This is a genomic window from Methanosarcina sp. WWM596 (genome assembly GCF_000969965.1).
Classification (GTDB): Archaea; Halobacteriota; Methanosarcinia; order Methanosarcinales; family Methanosarcinaceae; genus Methanosarcina.
Map to the genome: position 1 here is coordinate 853,909 of NZ_CP009503.1, position 23,275 is coordinate 877,183.

The following is a 23,275-nucleotide window of genomic DNA, read 5'->3' on the forward strand; positions in this document are numbered from 1 at the left end:
AGGATTACTCACTAAGCTCACCACCAAGCCGAATTTCAGGTTTGTCCTTACCAATAACGATTACGTAGTCCTCGATTGTTTCGAAATCGGTTTCTCCGGAAATCATTACTGTGTTGTGTCTGGAACTCTTAACTTCCTTGATCTCCATGATCTTTCCGGTTTCTCCCGAGTGCTGACCACCTACAACCATTGCAAGGTTTCCGACCTCAAACTTCAGGTGTTTTACTACCTGCTTGTCAGGAATGGAAAGAATCAGGGAGTCCTTTGTCCCGTACTCGTTGGAGCCAATGATGTTGGTTCCGTCATTGAGGTTAAGCTGGACTTTTCCTCCCTTGACGGTTAACTTGTTGTCGATCCTGCACAGCTTGTTTACGTTAGTTTCGTTGAGCTTGTGAAGGGTCAGGCGTCCCTTTTCATCCTGGAGCATCCGGTATGCTTCATTTACAAGAGGAAGGGTAATTACATCAAAGAGCCCTACCGGGAATCTGAGGTCTTTCCTGGGAATTCCGTCAACAAGAACTTTTCCTTCGGAGAGAACCCTTTTACCTTCTCTGCTGTTGTCAACAAGCTTGAGAATGTCCCGAATGATGATTCCGAGCGGAAGACTACGTGCCTGGCTGTGAGGCCCCGGGCGGGTAGTGGAGATCCACTTATTGCCTTTTTTCCCGACCTTCCAGCTCTTTGGAACTGATAATCTTTTCTGGTGTGTCACAAAATCACCTGCCTCACTTTTTAATGCTTGACGCTCTGCGCCCGTCTTTCATTTCTAGTTTTGTGATCATGACGTTTGAGGGATTTATGGGCCTTGGGACTTCAGTGCCGTCCACTTTTGTGGAAGTAACTCCGTCCACTGAGATTGTGCCGTCCATAAGAGATACGGACTGGACTTTTCCTTCAGTGCCTTTGAAGTCTCCGCGCATGACCTTTACTGTGTCACCAGTGATGACTGCAGCACTTCTTGTGCCGTACTGTTTGGTAAGTCCCTCACTGAGTCTTGCACCCATGAATTTCTGCCTGATATGGAGAGGTGCGGTGTATCTTGCCTTTCTCTGCTTTCTGGGCTGTTTGGATACCATTGCAATCACCTCAGACAATTATGGATGCTGTAGTTCCTATTTTGGGGAACCTCTCAGCTACTTCCCTTGCTATCGGACCTTTTATGTCCGTGCCTTTGGGAATTCCGTCTTCGTCCGTGATTACCATTGCATTGTCCTCAAAGGACACGTGTAACCCGTCCGGACGGCGGAACTCCTGCCTCTGGCGAACCACCACTGCGAGGAGAATCTGTTTCCTCATTTCTGGTGTGCCTTTCTTTACGGAAACGACGCACATGTCACCAATTCCTGCGCAGGGCATTCTGTTTTTGACTCCTCTGTACTTCTTGACAGAGATTATCTCAACGACCTTGGCTCCGGTGTTGTCCACACACGGAATCTTGGCGCCTGCGTTAAGAGCCCTTGGGATGTTTGAGCGTATGCCTTTCATTTAGGCACCTCCGCTTTGACCACCACAAAAGACTTGGTTTTGCTTATACGCCTGCATTCTGCGATGGTGACAATGTCACCAACTTTTGCAGAAATGCAAGGCGGGTTGTGTGCGTGAACCTTCGAGCGTCTCTTCTCGTATCTCTGGTATTTCGGCACCATTTTCATGTATTGCCTTTCAATGACTACCGTATTGTCCATTTTGCTGCTGACCACGGTACCCACAAGGATCTGACCTCTCACCGGAAGTGTTCCGTGAAAGGGACAGTATGCATCATCACATTCCTCTGATGGCGCCGGTATATTTAATCCAATATCTCTTGCCATGAATTTAGCCCCATTTACGTAGCTTTTTAATGTTCTTGATCCGATTTTCGGGTTGTGAGAGCAGCAGGTTTCCCTGAATTTTAACGAATGTATCGGATCTGCGGCCTTTTTCTGAGAGCTCGGCAGGGACCCGGAAGATAAATTCCGAATCCGCCTTGGGAATCTGCAGTTCCCGGGACTGAGAGTTTTCAACCACAAACATATTTTTCGTCTCGTTAACTACTCTGCCCCGGATTCCTGTTAATGATGGATTAGTGGAGTAAATCACCTTAATATCGAGCCCTATCAGTTCATGAAAGATAAGAGTCGAAGGCAGAATTTCCACTTTAGATCTCATTTAGCTCGTGCTGAATTGTCTTTATCCGGGCAATAGTTCTCCTGATCTCTCCGATTCGTCCCGGATTGTCTGGAGCCCCGCCTGCAGAGGTAAGGGCACGTTCTCTAACCAGTTCATTATTAAGGTTTTCGAGTTCGTCAGCCCGTTCTTCGATTGTCATGGTCCGGATTTCGTTGGTCCTGAGAATTGCCATTATTCCTTAGCCTCCTTGTGGACCCTTGCCATGGGATGCCAGTAATCATAGCTCTCATGCTTGTGCTGCCAGACACCATTGACCTGTCTTCGGACTTCTTCTGAGCCCTCAACATAGATAAGTTCGGCTTCTTCGACGTCTTCAGATGCCTCCACCGGGGATTCTTCCTCAGCTTCTTCGGGTTCTGCGACTTCGGCTACCTCTACTTCTTTCTCGGGTACTGCCGCAGGAGCTTTGGGTTTTGCCGCACCTTCCTTTTTAGGGGCTTCAGCGGGTTTCTCAGCTGGTTTTTCGGCAGGCTTTTCAGCGGGCTCAACGATAATCTCGCTTGATTCCTTAATCCTGAATGAATCAGGTAGGACAACGTCAGGTTGAATGATCCTGACTTTGCAGCCAAGGGTTCCGAGCTTTTTAACTGCTACTGCAAACCCTTCGTCTACTACCTCTTGTACAGGGTGTCCGGAGTGTTTTACGTGCCCGTTAACGAATTTTTCAACTCTTGACCTTGCTCCGGTAAGCTTTCCGGAGATTACGACTTCACAGCCAAGTGCGCCTGCGTTCATGACTGCTCTGAGGGTGTTGTGTCCGGCTTTTCTGAAGTACCAGCCCCTCTCAATGGAAGATGCAAGCCTGGATGCCATCATCTGGGCATTAAGTTCAGGCCTCTTGACTTCCTGAGCGTCAATCTGCGGGTTTTCGAGGTTGTATTTGGTTGCAACGTCACGGGTAAGTTTTCTGATGACCTTCCCGGCTTTCCCGATTACCATCCCCGGCTTTTCGGAGTAAATAATAATCTGGGTGCCCATAGGGGTCCTGTTCAGCTCCATGCCGCCGTATCCAGCCCTGTTCAGCTGTTCTGCAAAATACTCGTCCATGGAGGCTTTAACATACCCGTCATTAACGAACTTTCTCTCTATTGCCATTTAGCGCACCTCGGAGAGGATCATCTCGATGTTTACAGTTTCCGTGTCTTTGGGTGTTGCCCTTCCTCTTGCCCTCGGCATGAACCCATGAATCACCCTTCCACGCTGAATGACAGCATGGGTGATGTACATGTTTGCAGGTTCAAGACCCTTGTACTCGGCGTTGCTCTCTGCATTTTTGAGAACCTTTAAGATCTCTTTTGAAGCACTGACAGGGTATCTTCCTCCAGCCATAGGACCTTTCCTGTGACCGGTCCCTTCGGAGTGTCTCTTGAAGGGCACTGCCTGCTTCAGGGCAATTACGTCCTCAAGGAATTTCCTTGCTTCAGAGGCTTTCATGCCTTTAATCTTGCAACAAACCTCACGGGACTTCTTCGGGGAAATGTGAAGTTCGGAACCCATTGCTTTAGAGGTAATTTCAGGATCTCCATTAATTGAATAGTTTATTCTTGCCATTCCCTTTCACCTCATTTCAACGGTACGAACTTGCTTGAACGGGTTGCTCCCACACCGGCACTGCCGTGGTTAACTTTTGGTCTTGTGGGTGCAAATTCTCCAAAGCGGTGCCCGATCATTTCAGGCTGAAGTTCCACACTTATAAAACTTTTCCCGTTGTGGATTTCGATAACTGTTCCGATCATTTCTGGAAGAATGATCAGGTCCCTGTGATGGGTCCTTATATTCTTTCCTTCCTTGAACTCGTGCAGGACTTTCTTCTGCCCGTCTGTGAACCCGCGTTTGATGCTCCTGCGCTCTCTGGAAGGCAGAAGTTCTGCAAACTCTTCAAGACTCAGTTCCTGAAGTTCTGAGACGGTTTTCCCGCGGTAGGTGAACTCACCTTTTCTCTTCGGTAACCTTGATGATGATTTTTTTACCATAACGAATTCCCCTCATCAGCGCTTCATTCCGGTCCTTCTTGCTGCAATCAGCCCGACTTTTCTTCCGGGCGGGGCGTTTCTACTAACAGTTGTGGGCTTTCCCGGGTGCTTCCAGGCACCTCCACCGAACGGGTGGTCAATCGGATTCATGGCAACACCTGAAACCCTTGGATACTTTGCAGCCCTTGTTTTCATTTTGTGGTACTTTTTACCGGCTTTGAGCCAGGGTCTGTCCACTCTGCCACCGCCAGCAACAATCCCGACAACTGCTCTGCACTTGGGGTTAAGCCACTTTATGTTACCGGAAGGCATAGCCACTGCAGTCCTTGTCGGTTCGTGAGTCACAACGGTTGCATATACTCCGGAGGATCGGACAAATTTGCCGCCGTCGTTTGGCTTTGATTCGATGTTGCAGATGAAGAAACCTTCAGGAACATTTCCGATAGGTACAATGTTCCCGGGCTTGACCACGGCATCGTCTCCACACTCAATGATGTTCCCTACTGAAATGCCTTCGGAAGCAAGAAGGAAAAGTTCCTCTCCGTTTTCAAAGGCAACTTTTGCGATAGGGGCTGAGCGAGCAGGGTCGTGCTCGATTTTTATGACTTCTCCCTGAAGGGAGGTATTTTCATCCACACGGGGGTGCCTCAGGTCTGCCTTATACTTGTGAGAAGGAGCTCTGTAGGTTGGAGTACCTCTACCCCTGTTCTGTGATATGATTCTTTTACCCATGGATCACACCTCACATAAGTCCTATTCGGGTTGCAATCTCATGTGCCGCTTCAGGTTCTTCAAAGGCAAGGACTGCTTTCTTCATACCCTTCATTGTGGTCATTGTCCGCACGGATCTTACTTTGAATCCGTACATTTTCTCAACATCTTCTACGATCTGCTTTTTGTTTGACCTGGTATCAACGATAAACTGAAGCTTGTTTTCATCAAGCAGCATCATCGCTTTTTCAGTAACAAATGGATAATTGATAGAACTCATTGGAATGCGCCCTCCAGTTTTCCAATTGCAGACTCTGTCCAGACAGTAAGGCGACCTGCATGCGTACCTGGTGCGAGCAGTTCGGCGTTCAGTGAGTCCACTGTTACGACATCTACTCCGGAAAGGTTTCTTGCAGCCTTCATGATAGGAGATTTTTCTCCTGCAACTATCAGGACGCTCTTTTTATGTTTGTATTTCCTGCCTCTGATTTTTCCACGGCCGGCTCTGATATGCCTTCCGTACTTTGCCCTGAGGACATCCTCATACAGACCAGCAGCTTCAAGGAATTCTATTACCTGCTTTGTCCTTTCGAGGTTTTCAAGAGCATTTTCCGCAACAATCGGAAGTTCAGCTTCAAATATGTGACCCCTCAGGCTTACAAGGGTAGGGTCAATGGTTGCTGCGATTGCAGAGCGGATTGCATAGCGGCGCTCTTTTGTGTTAACCTTCTCGCTTCTGTCAGCTTCCGGTTTTGGTGGGTGAGCTCTCCTTCCGCCCTTTGCGTGCGGGATTCTTGCAGCCCTGCTGCTGTTTACGAGTCTGGGGACCTGGGATACACCCCTTCCGGAGCCCCAGCCTCTTGCAGAAGTTTCCATGCCTGCGTAGAGACGGGGACCATAGGGCTGAAGCCTGTTTGCCTGTGCCGCAAGTACTGCCTTTTTAATAAGGTCAGGGCGGTAGTCTACGTCAAACACTGGTGGAAGTTCGATTTCCCCGATTACCTTTCCTGTAAGGTCTATGGTTTTTGCTGTAGCCATCTTAGATCACCCCTGCTTGGATTCCCTGCTTATGTACAGGATGTTGGGTTCGCCAAGGTCGGCTTTTTTTGCCCTGATCGGATCTCTGAACCTTATAAGTCTTTTGGAAGGCCCCGGGACACTGCCTTTTATCAGCACATAGTCTCCGCGGATAAGGCCATAGTTAATGAACCCACCTTCCGGAGTGACTTCTGTTCCATCGGCTCCGATCTTGAGGATACGCTTGTTAAACTCAGTCCTCTGGTGGTATCCCGTCTGACCCATCTGGGGAACTCTCCAGGAAACGTGAGCCGGATGGAAGGGACCGAGGGTACCGACCTGCCTGAGGCTTCCCTGCCGGGAGTGCTTGCCTTTCTGCATTTGAATACCCCAGCGTTTTACAGGGCCCTGAGTACCTTTACCTATGGTAATTGCGGCGGTGTCAACAAGTGTTCCATTCTTGAAAACATCGGTAAAGCTTACAAGTGTTCCGAAGATTGATTTTGCGTATTCGAATTTGGTGCTGAGGTCTCTTGCACTGATTCCGGATTCCATGATATCCGGCACCTTTTTAGGGACACCGGTAAGGCTCTTTGGAAGGGTGTAGACAACTGCCTTAACATCGCTTACTCTGCCTTCTTCGATCAGTTTTCCGATAGCTTCAAGGGCTTCAGCCTGATTCTCTACTGCTGGAATTGGAATCCTGCGTTTGAGTTCAGGATCAAGGTCTGCTGCCCATACCTCCGCAATTGCTTTTTCCCCGATGCTGTCTTCTGTGTAAGCCCGGATAGCTGCAACCCTTATCGCAGGAGTTTCGATTATAGTCACAGGCACGGAGATTTCCATACCCTGGGTAAGGCTGTTCTTTATATCATCAACCATAATCACGTGGGTCATACCCACCTTATAACCTGCAAAACTCTGTAGCTTTGGCTCGCCTGTAGCTTCCGGCCAGGCCCTGAACCTTGGAATGTGGCTCTTGGCCCTCTTGCGCGGACTGAATGCGAGGGAACCTCGTTTTGGTCGGTGTATGCTTGCCATATTTCTACTCCGTAAACTTCAATTGAAATGCCAGCCCCTCCGGTCGGAGTAACACAAGTGACAAAAGAGAAGTGTTCTGGATTCCCCGAACGCTACCAGGTGGGGGAGGGATGTCGTTTCAGACCTGCCGGCGGAAAGCCTCAAGCAGACCGGAGCCCTATGCTCCCGGTACCCTACATTCCTTCAGGCATCTGCAGATATTCGGTTCCCTTTTGCTCCTGCCTCAGCAGGAACATCTGATAAAAGGACCGACCTTACGATCCTGGCAGACCCAAATCCAGGCACTCGGCCCTGATTTGAAACATATAGCAATCTGATTTTGAAACTTCAGTATTCAGCAACCTGATCTATAAATCAGTTAACCTTATTTGAAACTTCAGTATTCAGCAACTGCAACCGCAACTCATCGAAAAACTGAAACAGTTTCGTGCGATTTTAGACGCCTGCGCGGCGTCAAAAGCGGGCGTTTCAAAGCATTGGCCCTTTGACACTCATGTTGATCCGACTTTTCTCACTGGCTTATATTCAATGCAGGGAATTCAACCGTAAAAACGGTAGAAAGCCCTTACTTCCGGAGATATCCGGGAGTTTAGCATTAAGCATCACATTGATCTGATAAGTAGTTCCAAGCACTATAATGCCTGAAACCTCACATCTCTGATGTACTTTGCCTTTAAATAGCACATCTAATATATAAAGCCTTTGCAGAGATAGAGGAAAAATAAAAAAGAAGAATCAATGGCAGGGGAGAAAAAAAGATTATAAATTTTAAAGTCAAAGGTGCAAGGATTAAGCCGATACGACAAAAATACTCAGGTATTCGCCGGCAAAAACTCGGAAAACATCCCATTCCGAATTGCCCTTATTAATACACCATTGCGAAGTATACTATATCGAAGTATACTATATAATACATTCAGAGCAACAAACCTGACTTATTTACCAGCGCCAAGGATGGCATTCATGAAGCATAAACCCTGAAAAAAGGAAGCAAAAAAGTTTTCGGATGGAGATCGAACCGAAAAAAGTTCAGGATTCTGTCTGTTTTTCGGCAGAAACCTGTTTTACGATTTTAGGGACCTTTCTACCCCTGAAGTTTATTCCGCCAGCAAGTGCCACACCCGGAGATTTCTTAACTAATTCGACATCGTTGCTGTCAAGACTGGCGATAATCGTTCTTCCTGCTACCATTTCAATCCTTCCACCGGCACCCAGAACCACTCTAAGGATTCCCTGTATCTGAAGGGCGGTAGCATTTTCTTCAACCTTTATAAGATATGTTTCAAACGGCATCGGAAAACCTGCAGATTAAAGTTTGATTCTTGAGAGAGTGTTGCTACGCAGTTGGGCTTCAGGTGCCTGTTTTGAGACTACAAGATTCACCGGGACCGATAGGTTGACCGTAGAACCTGCTTCCGGACTCTGACCTGTAACTGTTCCGGCGGTAGCCGTTGAAGCGACTTCGGAAATCGTCCCGACTTTAATCCCCTGAGCCCCGAGCAAAGAATACGCTTTTTCAAGGGGCATCCCGATAACGCCTGGAACTGATTTATAGTCCTGCCCGGAAGTTTCGGCAGATGTGCTGGCAGAAGTTTCACGGGATACCTTAGTTTCGGTTTCGGGAATTGTCCGCAGGGGTTTTTCAAGCACCACGTTCTTTTCTCCAGTTGAAACGATAAGGTCAACCTTTGCGTTTGCTTCAACTTCAAGCCCGGGTTTGAGGCTCTGGGTAAGTACGACTCCGGATTTTCCGCTCGAGAGCTGTTTCTTTAACCTTCCCGTCTGGAGCCCGGACTTTTCTATGACTTTTTTTGCACTTTCAAGCTCAAGCCCGAGCAGGTTAGGGACTTCGTAGACCTTTGCAGAAACCGTCAGGACAATCTCAGAGTCAACTTCGACTTCCGAACCCGAACTGAGACTCTGGGTGAGGACTATGCCCGGGTCTTTGTCCGAAGGCTGTTCTTTGACTCCTTCAAGCTGGAGCCGCGATTTTTCAAGAAGGACTTTTGCGGCTTCAAGTCCGAGTCCTACGAGGTTCGGGACCCTTACGGAAAGAAACCTGGAAACTGTAAGGTCCACGTCTGCTCCCGGTTCTGCAAGGGAACCTTCAGATGGGAGCTGGGCAAGGACCATACCTTGAGGTTTACTGCTTTCTATTTCAATGACATCTCCTATCTTAAAGCCTGATTCAAGCAGTTTGCTTTCGGCTTCTTCATTTGAGAGCCCCACAAGGTATGGAACTTCCACATAAGAGTCAATACCCGGTTTTTCAGGAGAAGCTTTCAGGGAAAATTCTATTGTGCTGAGGTTTTCGGGGCTGATGATGTCATCGGCTTTTGGCAGCTGGAACCTTAACTCCCCCCCTTCGAGAGCAATGTTGGTTTTTAAGGTCACATTCATATTGCTGACAAGGTACTTTGAGCCGGACTGCACTTTCTTAAGTCCCTTGTCCATTTCCACAAACGAGGACGCAAAAGAGCTGACAAGGTTTGAAGACGAAAGGACAGGTCTGTTTTTCAGCAAAATGGAAATCCGGGACTCAAGTTCTGCTTTCTCACTTGAGAGTGTCGTCACCTGGGTTGCAAGACTGTTTTTCTCCCGTTCAAGGACGAGTTTTTCCGCGAGCAGTTTGTCAAAATTTTCTTTATAGACAAGGGCTTCTTTTTGAATGGATTGGAATTTGATTTCCGTATTATTCAATTTATCTACAATGTTTGCATAACTAGCGGAATCTATTGTTCCGGCTTTCCTGAATGCTTCCAGGCTGCTCCTGATATCACTTAGATTTTTCATGCCGTTCCTCCTGAAAGAGCATTTCCTGAAAAGAACCTTATTCTTCCCTTACCTTTGAAGACGCAGGGACGGAAACGACCTTTGCTTTGATGCAGCTTGAGCCCTGCACATCGTAACTGTAAAGCGAGTTGTAAGAGGCATTGAGGGGAGAGGCGTTGAGGACAGGCCTGTAGCCCCTGACCCGTTTTTTGGAGTCCCTTTCCTCTTCAAGTTTCACAGTAAGCGACATCTTAAGCTCAAGGTCCACCTCAGGGATGTGATACCAGACAGCCTGAATATCATACTCGCTGAGGGTTTTTTCTTCATCAATCTCAATCTGGGTCTTTATGGAGTTCCTGTCAAGAGCCCGCTGGGTCTCGGCAACCGAACGCCCGACTTCCCCCAGAAGCTTGGAAAGGGGGGTGATAAGCACTTCTCCGATTTCTTCCCCGTAATTAACCACGATTATAACTCCTTGAAATAAGTCCCGGAAATTAGTTCCGGTAAGATAGAAAAATACGGCAGATATTTAACCTTCAAAAAGGGTATTTAGAGCCTTATTTCCCGTGGCTACAGGCAGGTTCTCACAGATTTCCAGAGAACCTTCCTGCAGCAAGAGATCTTTTGTTAAATATTTGGTCAGGGCGGGCTTATTCAGCAGCCTTGACTTTCACCTTGGGGATCGTTTTTTCAGGAGCAGGGACTGGTTTGAGGGTTGTCCTCAGCAGACTTGTGCCTTCTTCCTTAAAGGAATATTTAGAACTGTATTTTGCATTAAATGTGGAAGTGTAAGCAACAGAAGTCGTATTTTCAAAGCTCCCCTTGCTCTTTCCGAAGAGGACTTTTGCAAGCCCCCCGGATTCCATGCTGCCCGTGACCTTTGACTGGTTGTTAAACTTGAACTCCCTGCCATAAGTGAGATCTGTCGAAGACTCTCTCATCATGGTTATTGTCATCTTAACCTCGATAATCGATTCCGTAAATTCGTAGAAACGAGGCTCAAGCCCGTAAGTCAGAAGAGACATTGGCTGGTCATTGGTAACCACACTGCTTGCAGTAACATTCCCGTCAGCATCCACGGTCTCTTCAATATACATTACTACGCTTCCCGCATCAAGCTGGGTTGACGCGAGAGTCTGTGCAACCTGCACCGAATTCATGTCCAGAGCCATCTGCCCCTCTGCAATCGCAAGGGCCATTTCTTGAATCATGTCCCCAAAAGGAACATTCAATAGTTCCTGACCGACACTTACCATAGTTATTTATCCCCTTTTAAATAAATAAAAACTGAGTATAAAACTTAAGACTTTAATAGTATAAAACACTTTGTAATAAAATATCTATTGTTTTCAAATATTGTTATAAACCATTGACTTTAACATTCACGTAAATTTGCTCAGAAACAGTAGCAACAGAGTAGAGAAGAGACGAGATATATACATATAAAAAATATAAATATAAAAAGAGTAATAAAAAGTACAAAAAATGTAATATCTGTACAATCTATAAAAAGTAATAACTATATAAATAGTAATAAATATAACAAATGTAATAAGTATAAAAAAAGTAATAAATATAAAAATAGTACTAAATATAACAAATGCAATAAGTATAAAAATTAATAAATATATAAATAGTACTAAATATAACAAATGCAATAAGTATAAAAATTAATAAATATATAAATAGTACTAAATATAACAAATGCAATAAGTATCAAAAATTAATAAATATAAAAATAGTAATAAATATAAAAATAGTAATAAATATAACAAATATAATAAATAATACAGATTACGATGAAATAGAATGAAGTTATACAGACACGAAAGAGGAAATTTTCTCTCTTTTCATCTTCCCCTGAGATGCTGAAAGGCACTCAAGCGTACAGTAGATTGCCTTTTCCTCCACCTTTTTCAGGACTACAAACTCATTCCCACAAATCGGACATGTTTTTCTTACATACTCCATAATATCACCCACTTTTTTAAGTTCCAGTCTCGATGATGGTTATTCACAGGCAACAGCTACTTATTTTATTCCAGAATCAGGAATTAAAAGCATAGGGATTTATTAGTAGTTAATACTGTTTTTTCTGTATAAGATAATGCCACATTATATGTGTATTTTCCAAAATTTTGCGCTATAATAACTATTTAATCGTAAATGTGATTGTACATAGCTAGATATTAGACAAGTAAATAACTTTAGGAAACATAGTTTCTGAAGATAGGTACTTAAGAAGTGGATGTTTGGGGAGAATTTGCAGGGGATTTCAAAAATGAGATCAGTAAACTTCACCAATAGATAATAAAAATAAATAATTAAAAAAATTTAGAGAAAAGAAGAGTTGGGGGAAAATCACAGTCCTTCTTTCTTACGCCCGAATATTAAGAAAAGTCCAAGTATAGCTGCGACGGGGGCGGCAACGGTTGGAAATTCAGGGATGGAAAGATTTGCGCCTTTGAGTTCAAGCACTACATCTTGATAGTCATTATCTGCCGAATCTTCAAATCCCATAACATAACCACCCGTATTTAGAGTAAAGAGTTTTACACGTTTTACTCCTCCATTCAGGCTTGCTTTACTGTAATAAGTTGTTTCACTATTAGGAGATACATAAATCCCAAACTTTCCATTCGGAGTAAAGTCCATTGAAGATCCTATTTGACCTGATGGGTTGGGAAAAAGTACAGTCTTATCAGAACTAGAACTATACCATCCAATAGGATTAGTATAAGAAGCCTGTTTATCCACAACTAAGGCAGTTACAACATAAGCTCCCGGCTGAAATTCGTACTCGTTTGTATTAGTGACCTCAACAAAATTTCCATCTCCATAGTGGTTATTTAGAATGTCAGTCAGAGAGGGTTCAGCTGCTAATGCGTTTCCAGCTCCTAATATCAGTAAAAACGTAATACTAACCAAAAATAATGATATTTTCTTCATAATCTACCCCTACTTTCCAGATTTTTTACACTAACTATTTTTCGGAAAGTTGTTTGAACTGGACTTATTATAAATGTCTAATTTTTGGAGAAGTCCATCAAAAAAATTAGCATTTTCCCGAAATAGTCGGATCTCACATATTAGATCTTATCTCTTATGTTGTATACATCCGGGTTTATTGTACACAGGGACGCAGGGAAGTAGATTGGGGGGAACAGAGAATATTCAGGGAAAAATACCAACCAGCCAATGGATTACAGCCAGTTTTGAAATTAAGCAATTTATAACATCATCTAATATATCAGTCTCAAAATATATAAGGATGTGCAAGATTAATATATAAAATAAGATTTCTTCATAGTTGATTTAAATATACCTAAATATGAAACAGATAGTACATAATGAATGCGAAAGTCTAAAAGCTTCAGGCTTAAAACTTTTTACAAAGCAATAATGTACACAATTTATATATGAGCCTTTCAATTAAGGATTTTTATCGTTAATTCTCCATGTTTTTATGAACTGGAAGTATGAATTTTATTCCGAAAAGTAGATTTTCAGTATTACTGTAATTCCCCCAAATTTATTGAAACTAAAAATAAATATCATGGGAGTATTTCAAAAGCCAGTGAATATACAAAATAAAATTATAACTCAGTTTGATCGGATCTTTTTAAAAAACTGAGTTTATAGATTTCAATACTTAAAAAGTCTGCAGGAAATAAAAAAATTAGAGAAAAAAGGGATAAGATAAATTAAAGCCCTTCTTTCTTACGCCCAAATATAAAGAAAAGTCCAAGTATAGCTGCAATGGGAGCGGCTACGGTTGGGAACTCGGGGACATAAAGATTTGTGCTTGCAGAAGTGAGGAGAAATTCTGTATCTCCAATAGTAACTTTATAGATTGCATCAGCTGGTGCTGAGGATTCCCTAGTTACAATTATAACATTAGTATCTGTGAATAATCCAATACCTGTTGTTATTTCAGGCAGAGTGAAAGTTGCAGGATTAGGGAGAATTACACTCACATCATTAGCATTTCCAAGCACATCACCATTGCTATTTTTCCATGGAGTCACTTTAGCATCATAGTTGTATGTAATACCACTTTCAGCGGGAGTGTATTCTACAGAGAATTTTAAGGTTAAAGGTTCGTTAACAGGCAAATATAAGTCTTCATTACTTACAATTTTTCCATTGTCAACCCTTATCAAAGTTGAACTAGCTGCCATTGCCGATCCGGCCATACAAACGATCAATAAACCGCTCACTAATAGTAACAATATTTTCTTCATAATATACCCCTACTTTCCAGTTTTTCTATTCTACTATTTTTAGGAAAGTTATTTTCTAGACTTTATAATTGTTTAATTTGGGGGAATCCATTAAAAAAGCTAATATTTTCCCGAAAAACTCGGACCTCGTATTTACATCTTATTTCCCATGCCTTATACATCTGGTTTATTGTACACATAGGGAATCATGGTAGTAATTATGGGGGAATTGGGGAGATACAAGCCAGCTAATGGATTGCGGCCAATTTTGATCTTAAACATATTATAATGTCATTCTATATTCTGTCAATAAATATATAAAGATGTGCAAGATTAATATATATAATAAGATTTCTTCCCTGTTATCTTTACTATATATATAATTATATAATGTATTATGTATTGAATACGAGGAAATAAAAGTTCAGGTTTGAAGATTTTCCATAAACAACAGTATACACGAATTATATATGAACTCGTAGATTTAGTATTTTTTTGCAAATTCATCTGTTTTTATTAACTGGGAAATATTCATTTTACTTCGAAAGGTAAATTTCTGGTATTACTGTAATTTCTCAAATTTGTTGAAACTAAAAATAAATATCATGATAATATTTCAAAAGCTAATGGATATATAACCTAAAATTATAACTCAGTTTGACCAGATTTTTTTAAAAAACCGATACTATAAATTTAGATTCTTAACTTGACTTTGTCACATTTTTCCTTTTCACATCTTTCGCGAAGTATAATTTTCTCCATATAAATTTAATATGGCGAAATAAATAACAGGCAACTTTATCAAGTCAAACAAGATCTCTGTAGAAAAATACGTTTCTAAAAAGCGTTTTAAACTCTATATTAAAACTAAAACTCGTTCTGTCGTTTCGACCTGTATTAATTACCTTAATGGCTCGATCCTTCTTCCTTACCGGAAAAATATGAGATAAATGGCAATTTACTGTTATAAATGCTCTAACAACCAATTATTAAGCTATTTCATCTCAAATTCTCCTTAGCCTTCTGCAGATCTCCTCAAATCTGTTCGAACAAAAGCCATAAAAACTATAGGCAAAAATGGTGTTCTTATACTTGACGAATCAAGCATAAAAAATCAGGAAATAGTCCTGTCGGAGTTTCTCATCAATATTGCGGCAACCTGGGACAAAAGATAATTGTCAGGTTGGTGTATTCCTTCTCAGATAAAATATGGATACTATCCAAAAAGTCAGGTGCCAAAAGTGCCAAAACGAGACAAATATATCTACTAATTTACCTTATAGTGATTGTGAAGCTGGAAAATCAGAGGTAATTTGATGAAATTTATGAATACTGTCAATTGATTTTTGACAAATAATTGAAGCTTCTCACAAAATTTAATTTATACTGTCTAACTAAAGTTATACTCGCGAATAATATCGTAAAAATTAAGCTTTTCAAAAAAGTATTGAACAGCCATTGTTGTTCCAATAGGAAGACATATATTTTTGTTAGGAATTGTAGGAAATGCTCTTAGTTTTATGTTTTTATTCATTGGATCGAATACGATAAAACAAAGAGCAATTATTTTTATTTATCTTCCAAAATGAAGTTAAAAATAGTGGTAGCTGTCAAAGTTAGTTATAATGGTAAAAAGTTCTAAAAGATTCTTAACTAATAACTCCTCGAAACTTTCCTTATTATACTGATTCCAATGTCATATTTTGATGTCATATTTTGATGTCATATTTTGATGTCATATTTTGATGTTATATTTTGATGTTATATTTTGATGTTATATTTTGATGTCATATTCCGATCTCAGAATAGTTCCGGTTGGCTGGATCGGTAATTATCCAGCTCAACCGGAATGGTCAACTACAAATGTACTGTTACCTGTTATTTTTTCAGATTCCAGGTCATGGCCCGTTACTGAGACTTTGTGGTCTCCCTCATTTATTTCGGACTTTATTCTCGCTTCATAGAAGTAGATGCCATCTGAATATGACAAATAAGTGACATCGATCTTCTCATTGGCGGAGACTAATACTGAGGGCTTTGACTTTAACGCAGTTGAGGGCGTAACTTTGATTTCCAGATCTCCCTCATCAATAATTTTCGGGTTAATCTCAATTTCAAAATCAGGAATTGAGCTATCAACCCGAATCTCATCGAAAGCAGAGATTGTATCTCCGAAGATATCCGTGCATAAAGCTTCTACATAGAAATGGTTTCCGTTCTTTACAATGTAATTGCCTGTCCAGTGAATTCCATCCGAGGACGTTAGTTCATTGGATTCAGGCTCAAAGCCATCTCTGGTAATCAGACATACAACAGCCTGGAGAGGTACAGGGTACGTAACAGTAAATGTTGTGCCAGTCTTGCAGGGATTGGGAGAGATATCCAGCGTTACCTCTGGAACTCCGGTATAGACTTTAATCCAGGTATCCGGTTCCGGATGTTCGGGTTCTTCGTTGCCTGCCCTATCAACAGCTTTTGAACGGAAATAATACGTCTGGTTATCCTCTCCGGTAAAGGTTGAAGAGTTATCTGCAATCTTTGAAATCCAGGTCTTCCAGTTAATTCCGTCTGTGCTGGAATCTATGGAGTAATAAGCGATTCCCGAAGTGTCATCTGTCCCGTTCCAGGAAACGGTAAATGTCTTATTGTCGGTGTACGCCGGGAGTTCCAACACACTTGAGGTTGGGGGCACTGTTTCGACAGTATTGGAGTCCGAAACGTATGATGAGAGGTCTGAAAGTGGTTTCAGGGAGATACTGTCCCAGAAAACTTCAGCAGGCATGATTTCCCCTGGCTGCTGCCTCAAACCGAGTGTTAGGTTATTCTCGCCTGCCTGCAGGGAGATGGGGACTTCAAGGCGCTGCCACCCTTCGTTTCCACCGATCCCATCCGACCAGATAGTTTCTCCGTTGAGGGTAACATATTTTTGCTGGGGATCCGTTCCCTGAACATTTGAGTTGAAATTATCCATTACATATGCTGAGAACACAGCCATGATGTCTTCTTCGCATTCTATATTTTGATAAATCTCTCCGAATTCTACTGAATAGCCGGACATGTTTCCTTCATAGGAATTTATTATCCTGTAAGCATAAGAGGAATTTATTCCTGAGCTATTTGCATATGAACCTGTTATATAATCGGAATTTGAAGTAAAAATCCACCCATTTGAGGGCTCCATCTCTCCGTTTGCAAGCTTTGGAAGTGCAAAGGCATCAGTGTATTTCTCGTCGTCCAGGTGAGAGAAATTATTATTATTATTTTCAATATAGAGATGAACAGACCTGTAAGGGAAATAACCCGGCTCTTCCTTAAAGAGGGCAAATTCAAGTTTGGACCTGTCGCTTTTCAATTTATGGCGTGTGTACGTCAGGTCCTCCTGCCAGGTTCCTCCATCTTCTAAGGGGATATTGAGCTCCTTTATTACCTCCCCGTCGGCTTTCATCTGGAGGATATAGTTTACATTCTGAAGCTCATGGTTTTCAATTCCGACCGTAACATTGATCGGGATATTGAGCAGGCTCTCATTCGGATAGCCTTCGGCTTTCCCATCAGGGCCCAGGAGATACAGCATTGTAAAGGTTTCCTTTTCCCGGGTCATCTTGGCGTATGCAAGCATTGCACTTGAGATAATTATCGAACCTATCAAGGCAATTACGAGAGCTTTTTCAATCTCAGGAGGCAAAGGTTTTTTCCGGGCATCCGTTCTGGTTTCTGTACCGGACTGGTTCTTTAAACCCTTTGCTTTAACTTTGCTTTTTGACCTGTGAAAACGCCTACTTTCAATTGTAACAGAGGCTGCAGCAGGAATTTCTTCAGATCCATCATGGTCTTCATCGGCCTCATCAACTTCATCCGATTGAATGGACCTTATGAATTCTTTCAGAGAAAAGGAGAACTGCTCGCTCTCGTCCTTTAATTTTCTGGTAAAAATTGCAAGAATGCTGAAGAAAGTCGTAATCCCGAGAATAGATACAACTATCGGGGCAGGGCGATAACCCCAGGGAAGGAGGCTTATTAAAAAGCCGTCAAAAACTGTGAGTATAAGGCTGAAGCCAACACTTAAGGTAAAACGTTCTATCCCGCTGATTTCTTTATTGCCCGGGAAAAGTGCAGATATAAAGGCATAACCTGGGACGAAAAAAAAGAGTGATAGAGCTATAGGAATCCTGAGAAATGTTTCATTGAAGGGGGGAACAAGTACAAAGATAGCTCCCAGGCATGAAAGAAACGTAACTGCAAGCAAGTCATCTACAAAAACACATTTTTTTAAGTATGGCATTCTGAGTAGGAGGTTATTCGACAAGAGATATAACATTTTCCAAATATTGAAAGTACCTGCCTATGAACTTTAGTGCTTAAATTAAAAATATAAAACCTGTAATCTAATTCTGCAGTTCAAAAAAGGATAATTGAAAGCCACATAAACAGTCAATTAAATAATCATCAATTAGTCAATTAAGTAGTCAAAAACATGTTTGTAAAAATATTTATATCGATAATTGGAGGATAACTCCGGTGAATAACTTATTACCTGAAGGAATAAATTTTTTACAAAAATACTGCATGATGATTCGTCCGGAAGTTTTGATTCGAAAAGTATTTACTTTTTGAGACTTACTGTGCCTATAATTATATTATTACCCAGGCAGATATGCATGGAGTCAATACCTAAAGGAGTAATACATTCATTGCCGCAGCGATTCATTTTGTAGCAGTAATATTAATATTAGCAGTTTAACTAGCAGTTAAGAAAAAAACCGGTGGACATGTAAATGGCTGGATCTGGAATTCCTGGGTCTTTTGATTTTTCTTCAGCTTTATCAGGCGGGCTCACGATAGAAATTATTTTGTTTATTGTAGTAATTGCAATCCTGGGATTCCTCCTGTATGCGTATATATATTTTTCAAGCAGCAAACGGGTACTCAAATGGTACGGAGCAGAGAAAGTAGAGAAAAGCGAAAAAGCTCTCCTCTATTCGCTTCTTGAAGATCTGACCTCAAAGGCAAAAGTCAAACCTCCGGAAATATACTCCTTTGAATCGAGCATCCCTTCAATGTTTACCGTAGGACATGCCAGTAAAACATCGCTTGCCATTTCAACATCCATGCTTGAGATTTTCGGGGAACTGGAACTTGAAGCTTTGATGGCACACGAAGTCGGGCACATAAAAAATAAAGACGTGAGCAAAAACACATTTACAGCATTTCTTGCAGGCACAATAATGTCTTTTCCGAATTTTGCGATGTGGTGCTCGATGCTCTCAGGGTTCGGACAGCCGGAAGACCCGGCGCCGAAATTCTTCAGGTATATTGTAACTGCTATTGCAGTCCCGCCTGCAGCACTTCTTATTCATCTTAGAAACCCGATGAAAAGAGAACTTGAAGCCGATGAAGTAGCAGTCAACCTGACAGAAAACCCCCGGGTCCTGGCAAAAACTATCGAGTACCTTGAAAATTATATTCCCCTTCAGCCAGTATCAACCAGGTTTAACCCCGGGCATTTCCACCTGTTCAGCACTCACACACAGCAGATAAGAGGATACCTTTCTATTTTCATATCCATGTTTGATACACATCCCGAAACAGGAGACAGGGTTGCACGTATCCTCAACCATTCGACGTATTCTAAAAATGACAACATCGATAATAAGCGCTCAAGAGTCCCGGGCTTTTTTGATGTGAAAAACTGGAGGTTTGCATTAGGGATAAGCTTTGTCTCATACATGGCTTTTCTGTTTGTAATTATAGTAGGGGTTACTTTTGCAATCAAAGATTTCAATTTCCTTGTCAATGGAGGAATTGCTGCAGCATATACAGGTGCAGTTTTACTGCTTTTAGGGGCTACTGCGAAGCTGTCCAGAAGAAGGATTTATTTGAGGAGCTTTTCTCCAACCCGTAAAAGGGTTTTTTTAAACTCAGTGCAGGCTTTCAAACATTTGATGATAAGAGGATTAAACTCAATTCATTTCAACCGCAGCCACATAGCCCATAAAGAAAAATCGGATGCGATAGAAGAGAAAAAAAGTGAGACTTCATAAGAAAAATACTTAAAAATTATCTTCTCAAGTAAAATTGTCTCAAGTAAAAAAACGGTGTTAAAAAAATGCTTTGAATAGATTCTATTTCATCTCTTAGGCTCTATAATCATCTCTTAGGTTCTATAAAGTACATTATACCTGCTGCAACAGCTGCAAAAATAATCCAGCCCAAATGTGTGTGCAGCAACATCATTGTTTCCTGCCCATAATAGTAAGCCGCGAAATAAAGAGCAATGACTCTAAATAAATTCGCTATATAAGCGACAACAACACAAAACCCAAGCATTATCAGGGTTTTTTTAATTTCCATTTTTTCGATCTGGCTATACCCAAAGACAATCCCGATCAGGAGGAACATAGAGTACAGACCTGAGCAGGGGCCCCCAATAACCACAGTCATTTCTTCAACACCGCTGACCCTGACAGTTTCCGTAGTGATTACCTCCAAAGGGATACCTGCAAGGCCAAGCAGCTTTACAGTCGGAAGAAGGATCAAGTAATGGTCGAATTTGTGCAGGAAATCAATATTAAGAAAAGCAAACATGGAATAAAAAATAAAGTACAGTACGACAAAAACCGACGAAATGTACATTCCAAACCTGGAGACGCGCTCAATCTGCGGGTTTTGGAGCTGGGTCCCGATTAAAGAGGCTCCGAAGAACAAGGTCATAACATCAAGGGTCCCGAGTTCTCCTCCGTTTTTGAAGTTATAATAAAGGTCAGCTGAGACTATAAAGACCCCTATGACAAAATAAGTTTTCGATTTTTTCAACATACCGGAACTGCCCAGTTGTTTGAAATTAATTCTTGTCAGCAAGAAAACAGATATAAGGAACAGGACAAACCCAACAGCAGTAGAGCCCTCACTGACTTCAACTGCCATCCCTGTAAACAATGCAAGAACCAGTAGAATTAACACCAGGTTTTTATTTTCATTGTCCATCATACCCAATCTTCACACGCATATATAATTAAGCAATTTATTTAAAAACTTTCCTAAAAGTTATCAGCAATCTTCGGAATAATTTCCGGGAAAACTATCTAATAAAATGTGAAATAGTAAGATATATATTAAACACGTAACAATTTAACCTGACAAAATTGAATTCGATCGGAAACCTTCTAATTGATCAACTGGAATTTCAAAAAATTGAAGTTCGAATTAAATCTATGTTCAAAAAATTTGTGCTTGAAAAAAGCCTGTGTTCAAAAAAAACCGTGCTAAAAAAATTGAGTATACACTCATGAATTCTTAACCTGATATAACGAGATAATTCAGATTATGAACAGATTATGTTGAGGTTCCGGAAAACAGGTTAAAATTCATAAAGTTCATAAAGTTCAGGTCAAAAACCCAGGTTAAAAATTCAGGTTAAAAACTCAGGTTAAAAGCTCACTAATATTACAGGCTAAAAACGGGGGTGTCAGAAGCGAGGGATTTTACTTTAACAAAATATGAAAGTCTGCTGCAGGCAATCAAAGAGACGGATTATTCTACCTGTACAGTATACGATTTTCTTAAAGACATACCCGAAAAATGCATTATCTTCAGGCATGATGTGGACCGGGCGGTTAACAGAAACCTCGCTATGGCTAAACTTGAGCACAGCTACGGAATAAAATCCACTTATTATTTCCGGCATATTGAAGAGACTTTTAAGCCTGATATCATTCGCCAGATGGCGGGAATGGGCCACGAGATCGGTTTCCATTATGAGGTAATGGACAAGGCAAATGGGAACCCGGAAAAAGCAATCGAAATTTTCAGAGAGGAACTTGAAGACCTCAGAAAAATAGCCAAAATAAATACGGTATGCATGCATGGAAACCCCCTCACTCCCTGGTCAAACAGGGACCTCTGGCAGAAGTACGATTTCAGGGATTTCGGGCTTACAGGTGAACCTTATCTTTCAATTGACTACAATAAAGTCTTTTATCTTACCGATACCGGAAGGACCTGGGCGGATTTGAAAATCCGGGTCAAGGATACGATTGATAAGTCAGGGGGAGAATTGAAGGTAAATGCAAAAGTAGACCTCAAAGCAATTTCTTCTACTGATGATGTAATCCACCTGATCCGGACCGAAAAAGTTTCCCGAATCTGTCTGCTTGTACACCCCAATAGGTGGTGCGAAGATTTTGGAGGCTGGGCAAAAGAACTGCTGTTCCAGAATGTGAAAAATGTCGGGAAAGCAGGGATTGTGTGGTACAGGGGCAGAACCCAGAAAAAGGATACTATGACCGCGGGGCTTTAAATTGATTGAAATTACCGAGTCATTTGATCGGGAGAAATGGGAGAATTTTGTCTCCAGCCACCCGGAAGGAAATGTTTTTCAGACCTGTGCAATGGCAGACGTATACCGGTCAACCAGAAACTACGAGCCAGTCTCGCTTGCTGCAGTCGAGCAGGAAAGCGGAGAGATACTTGCAGGCCTGCAGGCAGTTATTATAAGAGATGCTCCCGGCCTGGTTGGTTCAATCTCCTCAAGATCGATCATCACCGGCGGCCCCCTTTACATAAAAGGCAAAAAAGGGCTCGAAGCCTTTGAAAAGCTGCTTGAATATTATGAGAAGTTTCTGCACAACAGAGCCATATATACCCAGATCCGCAACCATTTTGATACGGAGACCTCAAAAACCACTCTTGAATCCCTCGGATACCAGTATGAACCCCATTTAAATTACCTGATAAACCTCAACCGCCCTGCAAAAGAAATCTGGGGAGATATCCACAAACCCCGCAGGAAAGGGATAAACAGAGCTGAGAAAATAGGAATCAAAGTCAGGAAAATAGAAACAAGAGATGAGGTAAAAGACTGCTATAAAGTAATTGAGGAAACCTATAAAAACGTAAGACTCCCCCTTGCAGACATCTCTCTTCTTGAAAGCGCATATGACAAACTTTCCGATTCCGGACTTATCGATTTCTACCTCGCAATCCTTGAAGGCGAGGTTGTCGGCTCAAGAGTAGTCCTGAAATATAAAGGTCTGGTGCACGACTGGTACGCAGGCTCAAAACAGGAAATAAATTACGTAAATGAAGCCGTTGTCTGGCACATGCTCTCGGAATACGCAGGCAAGGAAAAAGTATTTGATTTTGGAGGGGCCGGCCATCCTGACAAGCCCTATGGAGTAAGGGAATTTAAGAGAAGGTTTGGCGGCGAGGAAGTGAATTTTGGGAGATACGAGAAGGTTCACGACCGGAACAAAAAAGAACTATTGAATCTGGGGTTCAAGGCATATAAAAAATTGAATCTTGCAAGGGTGTTCTGAAACCGTTATTGAAAACTCATGATTATTTAGATTAATAGTTTCGATTATCTGGAGA

Annotated in this window: 26 protein-coding genes and 1 pseudogene; 5 read left to right on the plus strand and 22 right to left on the minus strand. The window is 41.9% G+C overall.

Going from position 1 to position 23,275, the window contains the following annotated elements:
* Window positions 1-4 precede the first annotated feature (4 nt).
* The 13 genes from MSWHS_RS03835 to rpl3p are packed head-to-tail and all read right to left on the minus strand — an operon-like array spanning window position 5 to window position 6,911.
* Complete coding sequence (locus tag MSWHS_RS03835; protein WP_048126196.1) at window positions 5-712, minus strand: 30S ribosomal protein S4e; 708 nt, start codon at window positions 710-712, stop codon at window positions 5-7.
* Between the two features lie 13 nt (window positions 713-725).
* Complete coding sequence (rplX, locus tag MSWHS_RS03840) at window positions 726-1,076, minus strand: 50S ribosomal protein L24 (RefSeq protein ID WP_048126198.1); 351 nt, start codon at window positions 1,074-1,076, stop codon at window positions 726-728.
* A gap of 10 nt (window positions 1,077-1,086) precedes the next feature.
* The gene (rpl14p, locus tag MSWHS_RS03845) at window positions 1,087-1,485 is read right to left on the minus strand and encodes a 50S ribosomal protein L14 (RefSeq protein WP_048126199.1); all 399 of its coding nucleotides are present in this window, start codon (window positions 1,483-1,485) and stop codon (window positions 1,087-1,089) included.
* Window positions 1,482-1,811: a 30S ribosomal protein S17 gene (locus MSWHS_RS03850; RefSeq protein WP_048126201.1), complete on the minus strand. Its 330-nt coding sequence runs from the start codon at window positions 1,809-1,811 to the stop codon at window positions 1,482-1,484. The genes rpl14p and MSWHS_RS03850 overlap by 4 nt, the downstream gene beginning before the upstream one ends.
* 4 nt (window positions 1,812-1,815) lie before the next feature.
* Window positions 1,816-2,148, minus strand: coding sequence for a ribonuclease P protein component 1 (rnp1, locus tag MSWHS_RS03855; protein WP_048126203.1), 333 nt, complete (start codon window positions 2,146-2,148; stop codon window positions 1,816-1,818).
* A complete protein-coding gene (gene rpmC, locus MSWHS_RS03860) occupies window positions 2,138-2,341 on the minus strand; it encodes a 50S ribosomal protein L29 (protein WP_048126205.1) in 204 nt (67 codons plus the stop codon). Before rpmC ends, rnp1 begins: the two co-directional genes overlap by 11 nt.
* Entirely contained in the window at window positions 2,341-3,264 is a 924-nt protein-coding gene (locus MSWHS_RS03865) for a 30S ribosomal protein S3 (protein WP_048126207.1), read from the minus strand. Before MSWHS_RS03865 ends, rpmC begins: the two co-directional genes overlap by 1 nt.
* Window positions 3,265-3,720 carry a 50S ribosomal protein L22 gene (locus MSWHS_RS03870; protein WP_048126212.1) on the minus strand — a complete coding sequence of 152 codons (456 nt, stop codon included), beginning with the start codon at window positions 3,718-3,720 and terminating at the stop codon, window positions 3,265-3,267.
* An 11-nt stretch (window positions 3,721-3,731) separates the two neighbouring features.
* Window positions 3,732-4,142, minus strand: coding sequence for a 30S ribosomal protein S19 (locus MSWHS_RS03875; RefSeq protein ID WP_048126214.1), 411 nt, complete (start codon window positions 4,140-4,142; stop codon window positions 3,732-3,734).
* Between the two features lie 15 nt (window positions 4,143-4,157).
* The gene (locus MSWHS_RS03880) at window positions 4,158-4,874 is read right to left on the minus strand and encodes a 50S ribosomal protein L2 (RefSeq protein WP_048126216.1); all 717 of its coding nucleotides are present in this window, start codon (window positions 4,872-4,874) and stop codon (window positions 4,158-4,160) included.
* Window positions 4,875-4,884: 10 nt separating this feature from the next.
* On the minus strand, window positions 4,885-5,133 hold the full coding sequence (locus tag MSWHS_RS03885) for a 50S ribosomal protein L23 (RefSeq protein WP_048126218.1): 249 nt from the start codon (window positions 5,131-5,133) through the stop codon (window positions 4,885-4,887).
* A complete protein-coding gene (gene rpl4p / locus MSWHS_RS03890; protein WP_048126220.1) occupies window positions 5,130-5,891 on the minus strand; it encodes a 50S ribosomal protein L4 in 762 nt (253 codons plus the stop codon). The genes MSWHS_RS03885 and rpl4p overlap by 4 nt, the downstream gene beginning before the upstream one ends.
* A 6-nt stretch (window positions 5,892-5,897) precedes the next feature.
* The gene (rpl3p, locus tag MSWHS_RS03895; protein ID WP_048126221.1) at window positions 5,898-6,911 is read right to left on the minus strand and encodes a 50S ribosomal protein L3; all 1,014 of its coding nucleotides are present in this window, start codon (window positions 6,909-6,911) and stop codon (window positions 5,898-5,900) included.
* A gap of 57 nt (window positions 6,912-6,968) precedes the next feature.
* On the opposite strand from rpl3p, the gene MSWHS_RS19985 reads away from it, so the two are divergent.
* A complete protein-coding gene (locus MSWHS_RS19985) occupies window positions 6,969-7,151 on the plus strand; it encodes a hypothetical protein (RefSeq protein WP_156148065.1) in 183 nt (60 codons plus the stop codon).
* A 789-nt stretch (window positions 7,152-7,940) separates the two neighbouring features.
* Here MSWHS_RS19985 and MSWHS_RS03905 read toward each other — a convergent pair.
* The 7 genes from MSWHS_RS03905 to MSWHS_RS21205 all read right to left on the minus strand — a co-directional run bounded on the left by MSWHS_RS03905 (window position 7,941) and on the right by MSWHS_RS21205 (window position 13,927).
* The gene (locus tag MSWHS_RS03905; RefSeq protein WP_048126225.1) at window positions 7,941-8,204 is read right to left on the minus strand and encodes a hypothetical protein; all 264 of its coding nucleotides are present in this window, start codon (window positions 8,202-8,204) and stop codon (window positions 7,941-7,943) included.
* Between the two features lie 15 nt (window positions 8,205-8,219).
* The gene (locus MSWHS_RS03910; RefSeq protein ID WP_048126227.1) at window positions 8,220-9,704 is read right to left on the minus strand and encodes a PASTA domain-containing protein; all 1,485 of its coding nucleotides are present in this window, start codon (window positions 9,702-9,704) and stop codon (window positions 8,220-8,222) included.
* 37 nt (window positions 9,705-9,741) lie between these two features.
* A complete protein-coding gene (locus MSWHS_RS03915; RefSeq protein WP_048126229.1) occupies window positions 9,742-10,146 on the minus strand; it encodes a hypothetical protein in 405 nt (134 codons plus the stop codon).
* Window positions 10,147-10,333: 187 nt separating this feature from the next.
* Window positions 10,334-10,939 carry a hypothetical protein gene (locus tag MSWHS_RS03920; RefSeq protein WP_231585568.1) on the minus strand — a complete coding sequence of 202 codons (606 nt, stop codon included), beginning with the start codon at window positions 10,937-10,939 and terminating at the stop codon, window positions 10,334-10,336.
* 559 nt (window positions 10,940-11,498) lie between these two features.
* Window positions 11,499-11,654: a hypothetical protein gene (locus MSWHS_RS20830; RefSeq protein ID WP_197074019.1), complete on the minus strand. Its 156-nt coding sequence runs from the start codon at window positions 11,652-11,654 to the stop codon at window positions 11,499-11,501.
* A gap of 390 nt (window positions 11,655-12,044) precedes the next feature.
* Entirely contained in the window at window positions 12,045-12,632 is a 588-nt protein-coding gene (locus tag MSWHS_RS20835) for a PEF-CTERM sorting domain-containing protein (protein ID WP_048158755.1), read from the minus strand.
* Between the two features lie 755 nt (window positions 12,633-13,387).
* Window positions 13,388-13,927, minus strand: coding sequence for a PEF-CTERM sorting domain-containing protein (locus MSWHS_RS21205; protein WP_052722553.1), 540 nt, complete (start codon window positions 13,925-13,927; stop codon window positions 13,388-13,390).
* A gap of 929 nt (window positions 13,928-14,856) precedes the next feature.
* On the opposite strand from MSWHS_RS21205, the pseudogene MSWHS_RS18905 reads away from it, so the two are divergent.
* Window positions 14,857-15,103: pseudogene (locus MSWHS_RS18905) on the plus strand (transposase); the annotation flags it as partial.
* A gap of 643 nt (window positions 15,104-15,746) precedes the next feature.
* Here the strand turns inward: MSWHS_RS18905 and MSWHS_RS03935 are convergent.
* Window positions 15,747-18,188 carry a DUF1616 domain-containing protein gene (locus tag MSWHS_RS03935; protein WP_048159541.1) on the minus strand — a complete coding sequence of 814 codons (2,442 nt, stop codon included), beginning with the start codon at window positions 18,186-18,188 and terminating at the stop codon, window positions 15,747-15,749.
* Between the two features lie 493 nt (window positions 18,189-18,681).
* On the opposite strand from MSWHS_RS03935, the gene MSWHS_RS03940 reads away from it, so the two are divergent.
* Entirely contained in the window at window positions 18,682-19,947 is a 1,266-nt protein-coding gene (locus MSWHS_RS03940; RefSeq protein ID WP_231585569.1) for a M48 family metalloprotease, read from the plus strand.
* Window positions 19,948-20,053: 106 nt separating this feature from the next.
* Here MSWHS_RS03940 and artC read toward each other — a convergent pair whose 3' ends face one another.
* On the minus strand, window positions 20,054-20,893 hold the full coding sequence (gene artC, locus MSWHS_RS03945) for an archaeosortase C (protein ID WP_231585570.1): 840 nt from the start codon (window positions 20,891-20,893) through the stop codon (window positions 20,054-20,056).
* A 475-nt stretch (window positions 20,894-21,368) separates the two neighbouring features.
* Here artC and MSWHS_RS03950 point away from each other — a divergent pair, with 475 nt between their 5' ends.
* Window positions 21,369-22,202 carry a hypothetical protein gene (locus MSWHS_RS03950; protein ID WP_082088319.1) on the plus strand — a complete coding sequence of 278 codons (834 nt, stop codon included), beginning with the start codon at window positions 21,369-21,371 and terminating at the stop codon, window positions 22,200-22,202.
* Window position 22,203: 1 nt separating this feature from the next.
* Window positions 22,204-23,220, plus strand: a complete 1,017-nt coding sequence (locus tag MSWHS_RS03955) for a GNAT family N-acetyltransferase (protein ID WP_048158756.1) — start codon at window positions 22,204-22,206, stop codon at window positions 23,218-23,220.
* Window positions 23,221-23,275 lie beyond the last annotated feature (55 nt).